Source organism: Paenimyroides ceti (assembly GCF_030409925.1).
Map to the genome: position 1 here is coordinate 1 of NZ_JAUFQU010000058.1, position 17,724 is coordinate 17,724.

Genomic DNA, 17,724 nt, shown 5'->3' on the forward strand with positions numbered 1-17,724 from the left:
ATCAGATAATAATTATTCTAATATTGTAAAACTCATTCAAGATAAAATACCTAAAAATAATCAGGTAATTATTTGTGCTATGTCAAATCCAAAATTAAAGCCTCTAGAAGAGAAAGCACATATTATTGAATTAGATAATTCTAAATTACTAGATGATAAACAATATGATGAAATAAAACAGATATTTGATACATGGTAATATGAAAATAAAAAATCTCGTTTCACGCGAGATTTTTTATTTGGTACAATCAAGTATATAGGTGTCTTATTTTATTTCCGTTATTGGGTTTTGAAGCTTATTTTATAATCTTTTATCGATATACCTTCAGGCGACTTAAATGATAAACCTGTTAGTATAAATTCATAGTTTTTGTTTTCTTTAAGCTCCCATTCAATGATGATGGACTTTTTATCTTCAGAATAGGTCAGTTTTTTTAAATCAGGCACAGCATTTTTGTCTTCTCCGAAACTAATGGAATGGCCTTTTCCTAACAAAGGTCTGTCAAAATTTATGGTAAGCTGTTTTAATGAGTTTTTGACCTGTTGATCAAGCCATTTGCGATTTAGCATAGTTGATGTACAGCATCTGTGCTTCAGGAGCAATGCCTATTTTCGGCTTTGCCTGCTCATATAAACGCGTCGCTTTTCGGTACTTCCCCTTTTCATACAAATCATGAGCTGCAGCTATTTTATAAGCCACATCTTCTGATTTCATAGCTTTCTGATACGTAGACTTACAGCCTGTCAATGCAAGCATTAATAATAAAGCACAGGAAATTTTCTTCATAAATCGGTTTTTATACACCATCAAACCATGTTTAACAGCAAATGCAAATTTAATATTTATAATTGACTCTACAATTCTTTTTTTAGACATAAAAAAAGATGTCCAAATAAAAACATCTTTTTTTAATAATCCACTTAATTTTTCGTTAATATTATTACGCCAGATTGGTCTGTATGGAAGGGAAATTTTTAATATCGTTATCAAACAGATACAAGCCTCCTTTATCATCACCGATCAGGTTGATTTTATCTAAAATAGTACGTGCCGTAGCTTCTTCCTCTATCTGTTCTGATACATACCATTGCAAGAAATTATGAGTAGCATAATCTCTTTCTTCCAGAGAAACATGAACCAACTCATTAATACTTGCAGAAACATACACCTCATGTTCAAACAATTGGGTAAATAATGTTTTGAAAGAGGTATGATCTAATTCTGGCTGTATAACCGCCGGTATAATTGCTTCGCCACCGCGCTGATTGATATATTTTACCAGTTTCAGCATATGTACACGCTCTTCATCTGACTGCGCATACATGAAAGTGGCAATTCCTTCAAAACCCTGGTTTTCTGCCCATGAAGCCATAGCCAGATATATTTGCGATGAATCTCCTTCTATTTTTATCTGCTTGTTTAAAGCGGATTCAATTTTTTTTGATAGCATACTGTTTCTTTTTTGATTATTTAGTTTTTAAATTCTTTGACAAACTGAGTAATACGATTTGATAGATCGCTGTTTACAGGAACCAAAGGAAGTCTTAACGTATTTTCCGATAGGTTCAACGCCTTGAAAACCTCTTTGATACCAGCCGGATTTCCCTGTTCAAATATCATATTGATACTATCACTCAACTGGTAGTGTATCTGATAAGCCTCATCTGCTTTTCTTTCTAATCCCAACTGTACCATTTTTGAAAACGCATGAGGAAAACCTTCTCCAATCACAGAAATAACACCATCTCCTCCTGCAAGTACCATAGGTAGCGTAATCATATCGTCTCCGGAAATTACTAAAAAGCCTTCTGGTCTGTCTTTTATCAGTTGCATTGCCTGAACAATGTCTCCGGCCGCTTCTTTAATTCCTATGATAGAATCACAATCATTTGCAAGTCGTATTACGGTAGCCGGCAACATATTGCTTGAAGTTCTGCCCGGAACATTATAAATTATAACCGGTAAAGGCGAATGCGCTGCAATCATTTTGAAGTGCTGATAAATTCCTTCCTGAGTTGGCTTGTTATAATAAGGAGAAACAGACAAAATTGCATCAAACCCCGATAAATCTTCAGTTTGTAGCTGATGTACTATTTCCATTGTATTATTACCACCTACTCCCAATACCAATGGCAATGTATTATTGTTTGCTTTTTTTACGGTACTTTTTACTAATTCTTTTTCTTCTTTGGTGAGAGTGGCTGCTTCAGCAGTGGTTCCCAATACAACCAAGTAATTTATTCCGCCTTCAATATTGAATTTTACAATTCTCTCGAGGGCTTCCACATCTACAGAAAAATCACTTTTAAAAGGAGTTACAAGTGCTACTCCGGTACCGATAAACTTTTGCATTGAATTTTATATTTAAATTTAGTTGAAGGTATTTTAACATCGTGATGCTTTACAATGAATAAAATCGTTGTAATTTTACCACTACACAAAGTTAAATAATTTAAGGAAGATTTAATGATACGATTTTCTAAAAAAAGACTTCATTTATTAGTTTATTTTTATTCTTAATCTCAATAAATGCATTTTTCGCATGCAGCCCGCATCTGTATCGGAATACAGAAATAAAAGGCAAAAACATCTCTGTCTCCGACACCCTTGCTCCCGACCTTTCTATAGATAAGTTTGTAGCCCCTTATAAAAAACATATCGATGAAGATCTGAGCAAAGTCATTTCTCACAGTCCTATAACTATGGACAAATCAAAAGGAAAATGGGAAACCATCATCGGAAATCTATTTGCAGAAGCTACTGTAGAAATTGTAAATCCTGTGTTTCAGAAAAGATATCAAAAAAATATTGATGGCTGTATGCTTAACCACGGTGGCATCCGCTCTGTAATTTCTGAGGGAGATGTAACTACCCGTGCTGCATTTGAAGTAATGCCTTTTGAAAACGAAGCAGTGGTACTTGAATTAAAAGGCGAACAAATCATAGAATTGGCAAACTATATGCTTGCTAATAAAAAGCCCCATCCGTTAGCAGGTATTTTCATTCATATTGATGCTAAAACGCAACAGCTGAAAAATGTATATATCAACGGCAAAATTGTTTCACCTGAAAAGACATACCTTATTGTTACTAACGATTATCTTGCACAAGGAGGTGACAGTATGGTATTTTTTACCAAAGCTGTACGCACCTATACTATGGATTACAAACTGCGCAATGTGCTTATTGAATATTTTAAAAAACATCCTGAACTCCCGGTTATTACAACCCAACATATAATTGAAGAAGGCAATGAATAGAAGAGATTTTTTACAGAAAACTGCCTCAGGAACTGCCTTTGTTGCCCTTGGAGGTTTATCCTTATCCAGTTTTACAGGAAATGATTTAAAGCGTTTAACCATTCTACATACCAACGACACCCACAGTCATATAGATCCTTTTCCTTCTGATCACGGAAAATATCCAAATCAGGGAGGCGTTGCCAAACGTAAAACTTTGATAGACAAAATCCGAAAGGAGAGTAAAAATGTTCTCTTGCTCGATGCCGGTGATATGTTTCAGGGAACCCCTTATTTTAATTATTTTGGTGGTGAACTGGAAATAAAACTGATGAATATGCTGCAATATGACGCTACTACCATCGGTAATCACGAATTTGATAATGGTGTAGGCGGACTGGCTTCCCAGGTTGTAAATGCTAATTTTGATATTCTGAACGCCAATTACGATTTTAAAAATACGGTAATGGACGGCTTAACAAAACCGTATCGGGTTTTTATCAAAGATGGTATCAGAATTGGTGTTTTTGGTCTTGGCGTAAAACTGGCAGGACTTGTCAATAAAAGAGAATATGGAGAAACTGTTTTTATCAATCCCGTTGAAGTTGCCCAGGATATGAGCCGTATTCTCAAAGAACAGGAAAAATGTGATTTGATCATCTGTCTTTCCCATTTAGGCTATAAATATGACATAGCGAGTGATAATGTGAGCGATTTGATGCTGGCTTCACAAACTAAAAATATTGACTTAATCATCGGAGGACATACCCATACGTTTCTCGACAAACCTACTATTGTAAAAAACAGTGAAGATAAGGATGTAATAATTAATCAGGTAGGCTGCTTTGGTCTTGTACTGGGACAAATAGATTTCTTCTTCGATACATCCAAAAACAGTTCTACACTTACTAAAAATATTATAGTGTAGTTGCTTTTTACGATTATAAAGCTAAAAAATCCACTTTTCAGTGGATTTTTTTATGACAAATAGTCTTAAAGTTAATTTGATACAAACTTTAATCCGACGATAGACGCAATCAATGTAAAAATAAAAAACAACCTCCAAAAATCTACGGGCTCTTTAAAAAACAATATTCCCATCAATACGGTTCCTACAGCACCAATTCCGGTCCAAACTGCATAGGCAGTTCCCAAAGGTAAGGTTTGAGTAGCTTTCATCAATAAAGCCATACTGACAATAAGGCTTATTAAAAATCCCAGAAACCATAAATAGGAAGTTGTTCCTGCAGTTTCTCTGAATTTTCCAAGACAGGTCGTAAATCCGATCTCAAAAAGTCCGGCTATAATCAATAATATCCAATTCATTTTCATTTTTATTTTGTGCAAAGATACTCATAAAACCAAGGTTTATCTGGTAGAAAAATAATCTTTTACAATCATCCTATAATTCATTATCTTTGCGGGTATTTTAAAAATACGTTATTTTTCAAAATTATAATATACACGGAAATGAGACACACCAAAGTAATTGATCTTTTAAATGGATCGAGTCTTTTACAAGAAATTACCGCAAAAGGTTGGGTAAAAACGTTTAGAAACAATCAATTTATTGCATTGAATGACGGTTCTACTATACATAATATACAATGTGTTGTTGATTTTGAAAATTTCCCGGCAGAATTATTAAAGAAAGTTACTACCGGAGCAGCAATAGCGGTAAAAGGTACTTTGATTGAAAGCCAGGGAGCAGGTCAGAAATTCGAAATTCAGGTAAAATCCTTAGAAATATTAGGAGAATCAGATCCTGAAAAATTCCCAATCCAGCCTAAAAAACACTCCTTGGAATTTCTCCGCGAAAATGCACATTTAAGAGTAAGAACGAATGTATTCGGAGCTATTATGCGTGTGAGAAGCGTATTGTCTTATGCGGTACATAAATATTTTCAGGAAAGTGGATTTGTATATGTAAATACGCCTATTATTACCGGATCAGATGCTGAAGGTGCCGGAGAAATGTTTCAGGTAACATCGCTTTCTCTTGATGGTAATGCTCCGAAAAATGAAGATGGCACCATTAACTATAAAGAAGATTTCTTCGGAAAACATACGAATTTGACTGTTTCCGGGCAATTAGAAGCTGAAACGTATGCGATGGCTTTAGGTCAGGTATATACGTTTGGTCCTACTTTCCGTGCAGAAAACTCAAATACATCTCGCCATTTAGCTGAATTCTGGATGATTGAGCCCGAAGTAGCTTTTAATGATCTCGATGCAAATATGGATCTTGCAGAAGATTTTATCAAGTCAATCATTCGTCATGTCATGGAAAAATGTGAAGATGATTTAAAGTTTTTGGAACAACGACTGAAAGACGAAGAAAAAAGCAAACCACAGGCAGAACGCAGTGAAATGAGTTTAATTGAGAAATTACAATTCGTTTTAGAAAACAACTTTAAACGCGTTTCTTATACAGAAGCAATTGATATATTAAAAGCTTCCAAACCAAATAAAAATAAAAAATTCCAATATATCATTGAAGAATGGGGAGCTGATTTACAAAGTGAACATGAGCGTTTTCTTGTAGAGAAACACTTCAAATGCCCTGTTATCTTATTTGATTATCCGGCAAACATAAAAGCGTTCTATATGCGCTTGAATGAAGATGGAAAGACAGTTCGTGCCATGGACATTTTATTCCCGGGTATCGGAGAGATTGTCGGCGGCTCTCAGAGAGAAGAGCGCTACGATGTATTGGTAGAAAAAATGAAAGCGCTGGATATTTCTGAAGAGGAATTGTGGTGGTATCTTGATACCCGCAGATTTGGTTCTGCAGTACACTCCGGTTTTGGTTTAGGTTTTGAAAGAATGGTACTCTTTGTAACGGGTATGACCAACATCCGTGATGTAATACCATTCCCAAGAACACCGCAAAACGCAGAATTTTAATTTACAATTCGTTAATCCTATAATAATAGTTTAACTTATCAACGTTTTTTCATAAATTTGATGAAACAGATATAGGTTAAACTATTTTTTGTACACCAACTTAGCAGCATTATTCAATATATGTTAAAACAAAACTTACAATTAAAGTTATCTCAAAAACTATCGCCTCAGCAAATACAATTGATGAAGCTGATACAATTGCCCACGCTGGCTTTTGAACAACGATTAAAAGAAGAACTGGTAGAGAATCCGGCTCTTGAATCGGGTAAAGAAGACAATGTGGAAGCAGATGAATTTGGGGAGCAGGATGATTTCGATGACTATGACAATGAACGGATTGATACTGATGAAATCAATATTGACGAGTATTTGAGTGATGACGAAACCCCTGACTATAAATTACAAACCAATAACTATAGCGATGATGATGATGATAAATTCAGCCCTATAGTAGCTCAGATAAGCTTCCATCAGGATTTAATCAATCAGCTGAATACTTTTATGCTGAATGATGAAGATCGTGTAATTGCAGAGTTTTTAGTCGGGAGTATAGATGATATGGGATACATCCGACGAAGCATTCAGGATATAGTAGATGATATGGCCTTTACTCAGGGGATTTATACGGATGAAGAAAAGGTTACCGATATCCTTCTGAATATTATCCACGAACTGGAGCCTTCCGGGGTTGGTGCAAGAGATTTACAGGAGTGTCTTTTACTGCAGTTACGTCATAAAACACCAAGTGATGCTGTAGAATTGGCAACGGATATTATTGAGAACCAATTTGATGCTTTTACAAAAAAACATTATGAAAAATTATTACAGAAATATGGTGTAAGTCAGGATCAGCTTAGAAAAGCCATTGACGAGATTGAAAAGTTAAACCCTAAACCGGGTGGCGCTTTTGCAGGAAATTCAAAGGCTGTTGAGCATGTGATTCCTGATTTTACGATAAAAATAAATGATGGTGAGCTTGAATTGTCTTTAAACGGAAGAAATGCACCTGAATTGCACGTATCAAAAGATTATCAGGAAATGCTTGAAACGTATAAGGCATCTGCAGATAAATCAAATGCACAAAAAGATGCAGTACAATTTATCAAGCAAAAACTCGATGGTGCAAAGTGGTTTATCGATGCTATCAAACAACGGCAGGAAACACTATTTGTAACCATGAGTGCAATTATACAATATCAGCAGGAATATTTTCTTGACGGAGATGAAACGAAACTAAAACCAATGATTCTGAAAGATATTGCTGATATGGTGGGCTTAGACATCTCTACTATTTCCAGAGTAGCCAATAGTAAATATGTAGAAACACCATACGGTACAAAACTTATTAAGGAGTTCTTCTCTGAAGCAATGATTAATGATCAGGGAGAAGAAGTCTCTACTATCGAAATTAAAAAAATATTACAGAACATCATTGCTGATGAAGATAAACAAAAACCTTATCCGGATGATCGTCTCGCAGAATTATTAAAAGAAAAAGGGTATCCTATTGCCCGAAGAACTGTTGCAAAATATCGTGAACAACTTGATATACCCGTAGCAAGAATGCGTAAAAAAATATAACCGCCTTTTGAGAAAATTTTTAGGCATATTTTCCTATATATTTCATCCTGTATTTATCCCGCTGATAGCTACAGGATGTTTTTATTATCTGTCTCAAAACTTTTATAATACAACCGAAATTTACGTCACTGTTATACAGGTTGCTATTATGACCTTTCTATTACCAGTCATCCTCTTTTTATTTCTTAAATCGTTTAAGATGCTTACATCTTCTATCATGGTAAAAGATACAGGTGAAAGAAAGGCTCCGGTTTTTTTGAATATTGTATTGATGTATATTCTGGTTTTTCAGATATTATTCCTGAACAGGAGTAACGAACTCAAGCTTTTTCTCACTGCTTACGCAGTTTCGTACAGTATTGTTTTTCTAAGTCTCTTTTTTAAAAAGAAGTATAGTTTACACATGCTTAGTTTCAGTGCCTTTGTTATGTTTATGATGCATACAGCACAGAGTTATTATCTTCCCTTTATATTTCCACTATGCATTTTAATTCTTTTGCTTGGCCTATTAGCATCCTCAAGATTAGCTCTTCAGGCACATACTACCCGTGAAATTCTTATCGGTTGCCTGATAGGAATTATTCCTCAGTTAGTATTCCACACTTTTTCTATATCGTTTTTATAAAATATAAAAGGCAAGACCTACATTAAAATAATTGAGTCCTTTGTTGTTAGGTATGATATTTTGTTTGAAAACAGGTTGAAAGCCATAATACGCATAGAGATTCCATGTATTAAATCCTGCTGAAATATACATACCAATCATTGATTTATTCAGATCAGGATTATTCTTATAAGTAAAATTACCATGTTTTCCTTCATAAATTGATTTGCTGCTCAACAGATAACTATATTTAATTCCGGCATACACTCTCCAGAATTTATGAGATTCCATTGTAGAGTTTCTCCATCGGAATTCTAAAGGAATTTCCAGATACCAAAAATGCTGATTGTTTTTTTCATAATCAGAGTTCACCTCATAAGGAACGATATCCGAATTGATGGTCAGGAGATTATGACGAAGGTTATGATAAGCCAAACCAAGTCCTGGTGCAATAGCAATCCTTCGGGCTTTGTTTAAAGGAATATCTCTTAAGAAACCAAAAGTCACACCTGGAGACAATGAGTTTTGCTTAAATCCGTGTGGTTTATTTTGTAAAATACTATGCGTGATGGTCACGTACATCTGATCTTCTCGATAGTACGGATCGTCAATAGAAATGGTTCTTTCAACTTTTCCGATGGTATCATTCGACTGACTGAAAGCCGCCATACTGCACAAACAAAAAAATACTATTTTCTTCATAATCTTAGAATGCAAACATCAACCCTACTCCTAATAACTGCTTGAACTGTACACGAGGCCCTTCAGTTATCTGAACGCCTCCAACATCTCTTTTATTCTTTATGTCATCATCATATATCAAATACGCTCCCACAGTTGCTTTTATATAATTATTTACTGACATCTCTAATTGAATCTGCCAATCGATATCTATATTTCCAAAGTTATTCAAATAGTCTGTATAAATATTTATTTTATGATCAAGAACTACATTTTTGATTAATTGTTTTCGGTACTGATTGGTAATTAAAAAACCTAATTCATGCCGTGCACGTTTTCCTGCTTTCAACAGGTTTCCGTCCTCGTCAAAAGTTCCTCCGTTAAGTCCAAATTCTCCCAAATTTGCCAATCGGCTGTCAGCAACAACTGTTGCTTTCCATGTAGCAGGTGAAATATATACTTTGAGCCCGTTATCGGGAATTGAGAATTCCGCACCAATACCGGTGAATATATAAGCCGGTGCAAAAGCTCTCGAAATAGGTTTCTCTATATTCGGATAGGAAAAACCATCAGCCATCTGAGTATTCAATGTGAATTTTCCTGTATAATACCAATTCGATTTCACAGAAGTTTTATAACCAAATGTAGAGTTTACAGACAGTACATCATCGGTTTTTCTGACCTCTTGTCCTTCCTGACTGTTCAATCCGTATCGTAGTTTTAATTCACTTACCCATACCAGACGTCCTTTTTCATATTTGCGGTAAAAATCACCTTTCGCTATTCCGGATACCGAATTGAAACCTCCGGCATTCCAGTTTGAAAATGTTCCTTGGTTTACATCAATTCCAATAGCATTTTTTTTAGTCCAGAAACTTTGTTTGGTTTTTTCTGATGATATTTCATCAAAAGGAATCTGATAATTGGCTATGGGCTTGTTATTGTAAATTAATGGTATGTTTTCAGAAACTAAAAAATAGCTGATATCCCGATTTTTATTTCTGCGACTGACTTCAAAAGTAGACAAGGTTACCTTTTGCAGCGTACTGTTAGTGGTTTTTACAAGAATAGAATCCTGTAAAATAATTTTCTGCTCCACTAATACAGGAGGTAAATAAACGGTATCATTTACAATTCTGAGACTGTCCAGTATACTAAATTCTTTTCTATAAAACGTTTCTACATCTGCCGCCCTTTTTCTTATGATGCTGTCATTTTCTTTCACAATTTGAGAAAATGCATTTGCGCTGAAAAAGGCTGGTAAAATGTATAAAATATATTTAATAAATTTCATTATCTGTAAATTGTGAAAAATATTTTTTTAAACTTAATATGTCCAAACCACATTCTTCCATTTGTTCCTGAACCGTTGCATGTTCAATAAATTGGTCTTTTACTCCTATATTTTTAACCCTTATATCTGGGAAATTTTGTGCTGTGTATTGTGCTATTAAACTTCCAAAACCTCCATTTACAGTTCCTTCTTCCACGGTAATAACGTTATCATAATTTACTAAAATTTCCTGTAAAAATGCTTCGTTTAGTGGTTTTATTTGAACAAAATGATAATATGATAACTGATGATTATCTATTAAGTTGAGAGCATCAACAACATTTTTATAAATGGTTCCGGTACTTAGTATTACTGTTCTGGTACCCAGAAAAACCGGCTCAACTTCATTGAAGTTAATTTCCTCAAAGGGCTGTTTCCAGTCTTTTATATAACATCTGCCTCTTGGATATCTTATTGCAACCGGTTTATCATTATGCAACTGAAGCGTATAAAGACTGTTTCTCAGTTCCAGTACATTTTTCGGAGCCAGTATCTGTATATTGGGAATGGCGTTTAAATATGCAATATCATATACCCCTTGATGGGTCGCTCCATCTTCTCCAACGAGTCCTGCACGATCTACACAAAAAATCACCGGCAGATTCTGAAGGGCAATATCATGAACTACCTGATCATATGCGCGTTGTAAAAAAGTGGAATATATAGCACAAAAAACGGTAAAACCTTCTGTCGCCATACCACCTGCCAATGTTACCGCATGCTGTTCTGCTATACCCACATCTATTCCTCTTTCCGGAAATTTTTCCATCAGATAACGCAATGAACTTCCGGTAGGCATGGCAGGCGTAATCCCGATTATTTTTTTGTTTTGCTCTGCCAGTTCTACTAATGTCCATCCGAATACATCCTGAAATTTAGGAAATAAGTTTTCCTGCGGCGGATATAATTCACCGGTATCCTTATCAAATTTGCCCGGTGCATGATACGTAATCTGATTTTCTTCTGCCTGTTTAAGTCCTTTGCCTTTCGTGGTAATAATGTGCAGAAACTGAGGTGTTTTTTTATCTTTAAGTTTTTGGAATTCAGCAATAAGTTTCGGCAAATCATGCCCGTCTACAGGTCCCGTATAATCAAAATTTAATGATTTAATCATGTTATTTGATTTAGGGTTCTTCCCCATCTTCACATTGGTCAGATAGCTTTTTAAAGCGCCTACACTTGGATCTATTCCGATAGCATTATCATTGAGGATGATCAACAGATTGGAATTGGTCACTCCCGCATGATTCAATCCTTCAAAAGCCATTCCTGAAGCAATGGAAGCATCTCCTACTACCGCTATATTTTTACGGTCTGTATCTCCATTTAAACCGGCAGCTATTGCCATACCTAAAACAGCTGAAATGGCTGTAGATGAATGCCCTGTTCCAAACGCATCATAAATACTCTCTGATCTTTTCGGAAAACCGCTGATTCCGTTTTTCTGACGGTTGGTAGTAAACAAATCTTTTCTGCCTGTAAGAATCTTATGTCCGTATGCCTGATGACCCACATCCCAAACCAGTTTATCATGTGGAGTATCAAACACATAATGCAATGCAATTGTAAGCTCTACAACCCCAAGACTTGCTCCTAAGTGTCCTTCTTTTGTAGCAACAGCGTCAATAATAAAATGTCTCATTTCTCTGGCCAGTTGTTCTAACTGAGCCAAAGTCATATTTTTTATATCTGACGGGCTTTGTATTTGCGACAAAATAGTTTGCATATCACTTAAATTAACTGCAAATTTACAATATTTAGTTTTATATCTATTTTTAATATGTACGAGATTTTTTCGGATGAATATTTTATGCAGATAGCACTTAATGAAGCCAGAAATGCTTTTGATCGTGATGAAATCCCTATTGGAGCTGTTGTGGTTGCCAATAATCGTATTCTCGCAAAATCTTACAATCTTACGGAAGCACTGATTGATGTAACTGCTCATGCAGAAATGCAGGCCATTTCAGCCGCTTCTGATGCAATTGGTGGCAAATATCTAAAAAATTGTACGATGTATATTACTGTAGAACCCTGCCAGATGTGTGCAGGAGCTCTGTATTGGAGTCAGATTTCAAGAATTGTATATGGAGCAAGTGATAATAAAAGAGGATTTACTCAAATGGGGGGGAAAATACATCCGAAAACAGAAATTGTATCCGGCGTTTTAGAAAAAGAATGCAGTGATCTGATGAAATTGTTTTTTGAAAATAAAAGATAAAAAAAGACTTCTATGTAATATAGAAGTCTTTTGTTTATACATTTTACAAAATATTAGAATCTGTAACCTACTGAAACCTGAATAACTCCATTCTTTCCATCCGGTTTTACATTTCCTACTTCTTCAGCCACTTTAGTTAAACCAAAATTGTAACGTGCACCAAATAAGATTCCGTTTTCAAGTTGATATTCTGCTCCTACAGCAATTCCTATATCAACCGATTTAAATCCATCTTTTGCATCAAGTGAAACATCTCCCGTTTCTGCTTCTGATTTTGCTAAAAATCCAATTTGTGGACCTAATACAATACCTAAATTTTCAACTGCATAGTATTTTGCTAAAATAGGCACATTTACATAATCTAAAGAGAGCGTATAATCCTGTCCAAGGATTTTACCTTTTTGTCCCTGTGTTGAATACAATACCTCCGGTTGAAGAGAAAACTGATCAGAAAGTGGAATTTCTACAAAACCACCTACATGAAAACCTGTTTTCATTTTTGCATTGTCAACATCAGAACCCGGTAAGTTAGCGAAGTTAACCCCTCCTTTAACACCAAATTGTACATCCTGAGCATTAGCTGCTAATGAAACAGCTAAAATAGCTCCAACTGATAATAAAATTTTTTTCATAATTACTTTCTTTTTATTTGATATTCTATAAAATGATATAGTTTATTTTTTATTAGCAAATTCTATTCCCTTTTTTGTAATCGCTGCACTAATTTTGAAGAACGGTAACCGAAATCGGCTCCGTAAGCATTAATTACCAATCCTTTAATACCTAATTTTGGAGATGATATGGCATAGACTATACTTTCGTCTCCGGGATCAGTCATTCCCTCAAAACGATAGAATTCATCAATATAGAACTCTTGCGGGGATAATTCCAGCGTACCCTGCTCACATAAAAAACAATCTTTTTCTTCATGAACTAAAAAGTCGGTTGTATAGCCCCTTTTTATTAAATCGTTAACTGCTTCGCTTAAAGTATCATACTGATAATTATTATTTTCCATACTACATTGTTTTAATCTAATATTATGATTTGTTGTATTTAAAGATACATTTTTTTTATTAATTTTGGCTTGAATATAAGAGAAATCAACTGTCATGAAAATAAAAAAAACAGCAGTCTTACTTTTTGCAGCAGGACTTATTTTTGCAGGATGTAAACAATCATCTAATAAACAGGAAGAGAATGGTATACCTAATGATACAGTTACACTTCCAAATGAAACAGCTTCTACAGAAAAAGTATCCGGAAGCATGGAAAAAGCTACTTTTCAAATTGAGGGTATGAGTTGTGCCGTAGGTTGTGCCAGTGTTATTCAGGGAAAACTTGCAAAATTGGATGGTGTTAAATCAGCAACAGTAGATTTTGAATCTAAAACAGCTACTGTTGAGTTTGATAATGCCAAGCAAACTACTACAACCATCCAGACTACGGTAGAAAAAAATTGCCAATGGTGCGTATAAGGTAGAAAATATGTCTTCTTCTAAAGAAACGGCAATGCTTTATCAGGAACCGAAAAAAGAAGAGAAAAAAGCCTGTTGTTCAAAAGGAGCTAAATCTTGTTCTTCTAAAGAAAAAACAACCGAAGGAAAAGAAAAAGAAAAAGCTTCAAAGGATAAAGAAAAGAAAGCAACTAAAAATGCTTAAAACTAAAAAAGGTTGCTCGGCAACCTTTTTTTTATTATTTTAATCCTCTCTTGATCAGAAGAGGTTCTATTTTAGGATCAGCTCCTCTAAAGTTTTTGTATAAAACCTGTGGATCTTCTGTACCTCCTTTTTGTAAAATATTCATTCTGAAGGACTGTGCAACTTCAGGATTGAATAGTGAAGTAGATTTAAAAGCTTCAAAAGCATCTGAATCTAAAACTTCTGACCAGATATAACTGTAGTACCCTGCCGAGTAACCACCTGAAAAAATATGGCTGAAGTAAGTACTTCTGTATCTCGGGATAATGGCATCAATCATTCCTACATTTTTCATCGTATTTACTTCAAAACTATTGATGTCTTCTGTTATCGGCTTTTCAATAGTATGATATTTCATGTCTAAAAGTGAAGCTGCCAAATATTCTGTAGTAGCAAATCCCTGATCAAAAGTTCCCGCTTTCTTCATTTTTTGAATTAAGGCATCCGGAATTACTTCTCCTGTCTGGTAATGTTTGGCAAATAATTTTAATACTTCTGGTTCTGCTGCCCAGTTTTCCATAATCTGAGAAGGTAATTCCACAAAATCCCGGGGAACATTGGTTCCTGCCAGACTCTGATAATGTACATTGGACAGTAATCCATGCAAGGCATGCCCAAACTCATGAAAATACGTAGATACCTCATCAAAAGTTAATAATGCAGGTGCATTGGCAGTTGGCTTGCTAAAATTGCACACAATGGAAATTACAGGCGATTTACGTTTATTATTCTCAAAGCTTTGCTCCCGGTAAGATGTCATCCATGCTCCTCCTCTTTTAGAAGCTCTCGGATACATATCCATATACAAAATTCCTAAATGGGTACCATCTTTTTCCAAACTTCCCAAACTGTTACATCTTCATGATACTTCGGAACATCTTTCAGCTCTTTATATTGAAGACCATATAAACGCGCCGTAACATCAAAAATTCCATCTCTGACTTTGTCAATACTAAAATAAGGCTTAAGCTCCTGTTCGTCTAAGTTATAACGCTCTTTTCGAATTTTTTCAGCATAAAAACGCCAATCAGCCGGCGTTACATCTTCATCGATACCATCGCGCTTCATCATATCATAGATATCAGCAGCTTCAGCTTTTGCTTTTGCCAATGCTGGAATCCAGAGTTGATTCAAAAGCTTGTTTACCGTTTCGGGATTTTTGGCCATACTTTCTTCCAATACATAAGCCGCATGGTTTTTATATCCGAGAAGTTGTGCTTTTTGCATTCTCAAATTCGCAAGACGGGCAACAATTTCTTTATTGTCTTTGTCATTATTATTATTACCTCTGAGTTGGTAAGCATTCCATAAAGTCTGCCGTAAGTTTCTGTTTTCAGCATATTGTAAAAATGGCATGACTGATGAATTGCTTAAAGTGAAAATCCATTTTCCATCTTTATTTTTGCTTTGGCTTCATTGGCTGCTGTTTCTATTAATTCTTGCGGTAATCCTGCAAGATCAGCCTTGTTGTCCACAACAAGTTCATAAGAGTTCGTTTCGCTTAACAGATTATCTCCATATTTTAAAGATAATACAGAAAGCTCACTATTGAGTTTTCGCAGCTTTTCTTTATTTTCTGCAGAAAGGTTGGCTCCACTGCGAACAAAACTTTTGTACGTTTTTTCCAAGAGTTCTTTTTGTTCGGGAGACAGTTGTATTTTTTCTGCATTGGCAATCAGATGGTCGTTGTACACTTTTTTTACTTTGGCAAAAAGCTTTTCATTCAATTTAATATTATCTGAATGTTCTGATAACTTTGGTGCCAGATCCTGAGCCAGTTTCTGTAAACTATCATTTGTATCTGCACTTGTGAGGTTATAAAACACCGTAGTAACTCTGTTTAAAAGTTTTCCCGATTTTTCTATTGCTTCAATAGTATTTTCAAAAGTTGGTGCCTGTTTAGATGCAACAATAGCTTCAATTTCTGATTGATGTTCTTTAATTCCTTCTAAAATTGCCGGTTCAAAATGTTTCGTTTGAATCAGTTCAAATGGAGGCAGCTCATAAGGTGTATTCCATTCTGCAATTAAAGGATTATCTTCTCCTGATATCATCGCTTTATTTTGTTTTTTTTCACAAGATACAGCAAAACCTACAACGGCAGTTAATAAAATAGCAGTTCTTTTTCTCATAATTTGTTATGTTTCCCTGTAAAAATACAAAAATGAAATGAATATTTATAATCGCAAAAAAGGCTGTCTTAGTAAAGACAGCCTTTTTATTTTATTTTAAACTATTTTAGAGAATAAGCATGGCATCTCCATAAGAGTAAAATTTGTATTTTTCTTTTACCGCTTCTTCATACGCTTTTTCCATGAGATCATGACCACAAAAAGCGGAGATCATCATCAACAAAGTTGATTTTGGCATATGAAAATTTGTAATCATAGCATCTGCGATACTAAAATCATACGGTGGGAAAATGAATTTGTTGGTCCAGCCGATAAACGGATTCAAGGTTTTATTGGAAGATACTGAACTCTCCATTGCACGCATAGTAGTAGTTCCTACACAACAAACTTTTTTGCGGTTTGCCTTTGCCTTATTCACAATATCACATGCTTCCTGAGTAATGATAAGTTCTTCTGAATCCATCTTATGTTTGGACAAATCTTCTACCTCAACCGGATTAAAAGTCCCTAACCCAATGTGAAGCGTTACTTTTGCAAAATCGACACCTTTGATTTCTAAACGCTTCAATAAGTGTTTTGAGAAATGCAGACACGGGTTGTTTTTTTACATAGTTTACATGATGCTGTATTTCTTCTTTGAGTATGTTGCGCACGGATGCGGAAATGCTTAAGGAAACAACTGCGTACAGTACAGAAAAGATCAGTAACATAAGTCCTGAAAAACTGATGCTGTATAGCAGCGCAATACGGTTCTTTATGGAAATTTTTTTAAACATCCTGTGCCATATAGCCCACTCCGCGAATGGTAGTAATTCGTAAATCTTCTTTATTCATGTATAGCTTTTTTCGCAGCGCATTAATAAAAACATCAATCACACTGGTATCGTACTCAAAATGGATATCCCATACTTCTTCGATGATTTGTTTACGCGTACATACTTTTCCTTTATTACTGATCAACAGCGCTAATAATGCAAATTCTTTCGGTGTGAGACTGATTTCCTGATCACTGACGAAAACCTGATGCGCCCTCTCGTTGAGCATAATATTGCCGAGATGTAACGGTATGTTTTCTGAATTATTTCGGAGTAATACTTCTATTCTTGCTAATAGTTCCTCAAAATGAAAAGGCTTTTTGATGTAGTCATTAGCTCCGGCTTTGAGTCCGGAAACGGTATCGCCAAGCGTGTCTTTAGCCGTAATAAAAATTATGGGACTGTTGCGATTCGGAGAATTTAGTGAACGGACAGACTGGCATACTTCCAGTCCGGTTGTGTGTAAAATCATCCAGTCTAAAAGAATAATATCATATTTTTTTTCATGG

Annotated in this window: 21 protein-coding genes and 3 pseudogenes; 9 read left to right on the forward strand and 15 right to left on the reverse strand. The window is 35.2% G+C overall.

Annotated elements, in window-relative coordinates; translation table 11 throughout:
* A pseudogene (locus QW060_RS22770) lies at positions 1 to 199 on the forward strand (hypothetical protein); the annotation flags it as partial.
* Between the two features lie 80 nt (positions 200 to 279).
* Here QW060_RS22770 and QW060_RS22775 read toward each other — a convergent pair.
* The 4 genes from QW060_RS22775 to dapA are packed head-to-tail and all read right to left on the reverse strand — an operon-like array spanning position 280 to position 2,353.
* Positions 280 to 570 (reverse strand): hypothetical protein, encoded by a 291-nt coding sequence (locus tag QW060_RS22775; RefSeq protein WP_290365226.1) that lies wholly within the window; start codon positions 568 to 570, stop codon positions 280 to 282.
* Positions 548 to 991 carry an outer membrane protein assembly factor BamD gene (locus QW060_RS22780; RefSeq protein WP_290365227.1) on the reverse strand — a complete coding sequence of 148 codons (444 nt, stop codon included), beginning with the start codon at positions 989 to 991 and terminating at the stop codon, positions 548 to 550. The genes QW060_RS22775 and QW060_RS22780 overlap by 23 nt, the downstream gene beginning before the upstream one ends.
* Entirely contained in the window at positions 942 to 1,451 is a 510-nt protein-coding gene (locus QW060_RS22785; RefSeq protein WP_290362569.1) for a ferritin, read from the reverse strand. The genes QW060_RS22780 and QW060_RS22785 overlap by 50 nt, the downstream gene beginning before the upstream one ends.
* Before the next feature lie 20 nt (positions 1,452 to 1,471).
* The gene (dapA, locus tag QW060_RS22790) at positions 1,472 to 2,353 is read right to left on the reverse strand and encodes a 4-hydroxy-tetrahydrodipicolinate synthase (protein WP_290362568.1); all 882 of its coding nucleotides are present in this window, start codon (positions 2,351 to 2,353) and stop codon (positions 1,472 to 1,474) included.
* Positions 2,354 to 2,703: 350 nt separating this feature from the next.
* Here dapA and QW060_RS22795 point away from each other — a divergent pair, with 350 nt between their 5' ends.
* Positions 2,704 to 3,261, forward strand: a complete 558-nt coding sequence (locus tag QW060_RS22795) for a 5'-nucleotidase C-terminal domain-containing protein (protein ID WP_290365160.1) — start codon at positions 2,704 to 2,706, stop codon at positions 3,259 to 3,261.
* Positions 3,254 to 4,168, forward strand: a complete 915-nt coding sequence (locus QW060_RS22800) for a metallophosphoesterase (RefSeq protein WP_290364693.1) — start codon at positions 3,254 to 3,256, stop codon at positions 4,166 to 4,168. The genes QW060_RS22795 and QW060_RS22800 overlap by 8 nt, the downstream gene beginning before the upstream one ends.
* A gap of 71 nt (positions 4,169 to 4,239) precedes the next feature.
* Here the strand turns inward: QW060_RS22800 and QW060_RS22805 are convergent, their stop codons facing one another.
* Entirely contained in the window at positions 4,240 to 4,566 is a 327-nt protein-coding gene (locus tag QW060_RS22805; protein ID WP_290362566.1) for a DMT family transporter, read from the reverse strand.
* A gap of 144 nt (positions 4,567 to 4,710) precedes the next feature.
* Here QW060_RS22805 and asnS point away from each other — a divergent pair, with 144 nt between their 5' ends.
* The 3 genes from asnS (at position 4,711) to QW060_RS22820 (ending at position 8,353) form a co-directional block, all read left to right on the forward strand.
* Entirely contained in the window at positions 4,711 to 6,147 is a 1,437-nt protein-coding gene (gene asnS / locus QW060_RS22810; RefSeq protein WP_290362565.1) for an asparagine--tRNA ligase, read from the forward strand.
* A gap of 120 nt (positions 6,148 to 6,267) precedes the next feature.
* Positions 6,268 to 7,728: an RNA polymerase factor sigma-54 gene (gene rpoN, locus QW060_RS22815; RefSeq protein WP_290362564.1), complete on the forward strand. Its 1,461-nt coding sequence runs from the start codon at positions 6,268 to 6,270 to the stop codon at positions 7,726 to 7,728.
* 7 nt (positions 7,729 to 7,735) lie between these two features.
* Positions 7,736 to 8,353 carry a hypothetical protein gene (locus tag QW060_RS22820; RefSeq protein ID WP_290362563.1) on the forward strand — a complete coding sequence of 206 codons (618 nt, stop codon included), beginning with the start codon at positions 7,736 to 7,738 and terminating at the stop codon, positions 8,351 to 8,353.
* Here QW060_RS22820 and QW060_RS22825 read toward each other — a convergent pair.
* From QW060_RS22825 to QW060_RS22835, 3 genes are read right to left on the reverse strand one after another with little or no spacing between them, the layout of a single operon-like run.
* Positions 8,348 to 9,034: a porin family protein gene (locus tag QW060_RS22825; protein ID WP_290362562.1), complete on the reverse strand. Its 687-nt coding sequence runs from the start codon at positions 9,032 to 9,034 to the stop codon at positions 8,348 to 8,350. The genes QW060_RS22820 and QW060_RS22825 overlap by 6 nt on opposite strands.
* A 4-nt stretch (positions 9,035 to 9,038) precedes the next feature.
* A complete protein-coding gene (locus QW060_RS22830) occupies positions 9,039 to 10,307 on the reverse strand; it encodes a DUF3078 domain-containing protein (protein WP_290362561.1) in 1,269 nt (422 codons plus the stop codon).
* Complete coding sequence (locus QW060_RS22835) at positions 10,294 to 12,072, reverse strand: 1-deoxy-D-xylulose-5-phosphate synthase (RefSeq protein WP_290362560.1); 1,779 nt, start codon at positions 12,070 to 12,072, stop codon at positions 10,294 to 10,296. The genes QW060_RS22830 and QW060_RS22835 overlap by 14 nt, the downstream gene beginning before the upstream one ends.
* Positions 12,073 to 12,126: 54 nt before the next feature.
* Here QW060_RS22835 and QW060_RS22840 point away from each other — a divergent pair, with 54 nt between their 5' ends.
* On the forward strand, positions 12,127 to 12,567 hold the full coding sequence (locus tag QW060_RS22840; RefSeq protein ID WP_290362559.1) for a nucleoside deaminase: 441 nt from the start codon (positions 12,127 to 12,129) through the stop codon (positions 12,565 to 12,567).
* A 53-nt stretch (positions 12,568 to 12,620) separates the two neighbouring features.
* Here the strand turns inward: QW060_RS22840 and QW060_RS22845 are convergent, their stop codons facing one another.
* Together QW060_RS22845 and QW060_RS22850 are read right to left on the reverse strand one after the other, a co-directional pair.
* Positions 12,621 to 13,199 carry a porin family protein gene (locus tag QW060_RS22845; RefSeq protein ID WP_290362558.1) on the reverse strand — a complete coding sequence of 193 codons (579 nt, stop codon included), beginning with the start codon at positions 13,197 to 13,199 and terminating at the stop codon, positions 12,621 to 12,623.
* A gap of 62 nt (positions 13,200 to 13,261) precedes the next feature.
* Positions 13,262 to 13,585, reverse strand: a complete 324-nt coding sequence (locus QW060_RS22850; protein WP_290362557.1) for a phosphoribosylpyrophosphate synthetase — start codon at positions 13,583 to 13,585, stop codon at positions 13,262 to 13,264.
* Between the two features lie 94 nt (positions 13,586 to 13,679).
* On the opposite strand from QW060_RS22850, the gene QW060_RS22855 reads away from it, so the two are divergent.
* Together QW060_RS22855 and QW060_RS22860 are read left to right on the forward strand one after the other, a co-directional pair.
* A complete protein-coding gene (locus tag QW060_RS22855; RefSeq protein ID WP_290365228.1) occupies positions 13,680 to 14,045 on the forward strand; it encodes a heavy-metal-associated domain-containing protein in 366 nt (121 codons plus the stop codon).
* Between the two features lie 10 nt (positions 14,046 to 14,055).
* Complete coding sequence (locus tag QW060_RS22860; RefSeq protein ID WP_290365229.1) at positions 14,056 to 14,229, forward strand: hypothetical protein; 174 nt, start codon at positions 14,056 to 14,058, stop codon at positions 14,227 to 14,229.
* A gap of 34 nt (positions 14,230 to 14,263) precedes the next feature.
* On the opposite strand, the pseudogene QW060_RS22865 reads toward QW060_RS22860, so the two are convergent.
* The 5 genes and pseudogenes from QW060_RS22865 to QW060_RS22885 all read right to left on the reverse strand — a co-directional run.
* Positions 14,264 to 15,624: pseudogene (locus QW060_RS22865) on the reverse strand (M3 family metallopeptidase).
* Positions 15,625 to 15,638: 14 nt separating this feature from the next.
* A complete protein-coding gene (locus QW060_RS22870) occupies positions 15,639 to 16,400 on the reverse strand; it encodes a gluzincin family metallopeptidase (protein WP_290365230.1) in 762 nt (253 codons plus the stop codon).
* A 106-nt stretch (positions 16,401 to 16,506) separates the two neighbouring features.
* A pseudogene (locus QW060_RS22875) lies at positions 16,507 to 16,989 on the reverse strand (S-adenosylmethionine:tRNA ribosyltransferase-isomerase); the annotation flags it as partial.
* Entirely contained in the window at positions 16,898 to 17,176 is a 279-nt protein-coding gene (locus QW060_RS22880; RefSeq protein WP_290365231.1) for a hypothetical protein, read from the reverse strand. The gene QW060_RS22880 and the pseudogene QW060_RS22875, both read right to left, overlap by 92 nt.
* A partial coding sequence (locus QW060_RS22885; protein ID WP_290365232.1) for a response regulator transcription factor occupies positions 17,169 to 17,724 on the reverse strand: 556 nt, incomplete at its 5' end. The genes QW060_RS22880 and QW060_RS22885, both read right to left, overlap by 8 nt.

Excerpts from the sequence above, each read along its gene's own strand:
- QW060_RS22775 (WP_290365226.1), bottom strand. The coding sequence starts at position 570 with ATGCTAAATCGCAAATGGCTTGATCAACAGGTCAAAAACTCATTAAAA.
- QW060_RS22785 (WP_290362569.1), bottom strand. The coding sequence starts at position 1,451 with ATGCTATCAAAAAAAATTGAATCCGCTTTAAACAAGCAGATAAAAATA.
- dapA (WP_290362568.1), bottom strand. The coding sequence starts at position 2,353 with ATGCAAAAGTTTATCGGTACCGGAGTAGCACTTGTAACTCCTTTTAAA.
- QW060_RS22795 (WP_290365160.1), top strand. The coding sequence starts at position 2,704 with ATGGACAAATCAAAAGGAAAATGGGAAACCATCATCGGAAATCTATTT.
- QW060_RS22800 (WP_290364693.1), top strand. The coding sequence starts at position 3,254 with ATGAATAGAAGAGATTTTTTACAGAAAACTGCCTCAGGAACTGCCTTT.
- QW060_RS22805 (WP_290362566.1), bottom strand. The coding sequence starts at position 4,566 with ATGAATTGGATATTATTGATTATAGCCGGACTTTTTGAGATCGGATTT.
- asnS (WP_290362565.1), top strand. The coding sequence starts at position 4,711 with ATGAGACACACCAAAGTAATTGATCTTTTAAATGGATCGAGTCTTTTA.
- rpoN (WP_290362564.1), top strand. The coding sequence starts at position 6,268 with ATGTTAAAACAAAACTTACAATTAAAGTTATCTCAAAAACTATCGCCT.
- QW060_RS22825 (WP_290362562.1), bottom strand. The coding sequence starts at position 9,034 with ATGAAGAAAATAGTATTTTTTTGTTTGTGCAGTATGGCGGCTTTCAGT.
- QW060_RS22830 (WP_290362561.1), bottom strand. The coding sequence starts at position 10,307 with ATGAAATTTATTAAATATATTTTATACATTTTACCAGCCTTTTTCAGC.
- QW060_RS22835 (WP_290362560.1), bottom strand. The coding sequence starts at position 12,072 with ATGCAAACTATTTTGTCGCAAATACAAAGCCCGTCAGATATAAAAAAT.
- QW060_RS22840 (WP_290362559.1), top strand. The coding sequence starts at position 12,127 with ATGTACGAGATTTTTTCGGATGAATATTTTATGCAGATAGCACTTAAT.
- QW060_RS22845 (WP_290362558.1), bottom strand. The coding sequence starts at position 13,199 with ATGAAAAAAATTTTATTATCAGTTGGAGCTATTTTAGCTGTTTCATTA.
- QW060_RS22850 (WP_290362557.1), bottom strand. The coding sequence starts at position 13,585 with ATGGAAAATAATAATTATCAGTATGATACTTTAAGCGAAGCAGTTAAC.
- QW060_RS22855 (WP_290365228.1), top strand. The coding sequence starts at position 13,680 with ATGAAAATAAAAAAAACAGCAGTCTTACTTTTTGCAGCAGGACTTATT.
- QW060_RS22860 (WP_290365229.1), top strand. The coding sequence starts at position 14,056 with ATGTCTTCTTCTAAAGAAACGGCAATGCTTTATCAGGAACCGAAAAAA.
- QW060_RS22870 (WP_290365230.1), bottom strand. The coding sequence starts at position 16,400 with ATGAGAAAAAGAACTGCTATTTTATTAACTGCCGTTGTAGGTTTTGCT.
- QW060_RS22880 (WP_290365231.1), bottom strand. The coding sequence starts at position 17,176 with ATGTTTAAAAAAATTTCCATAAAGAACCGTATTGCGCTGCTATACAGC.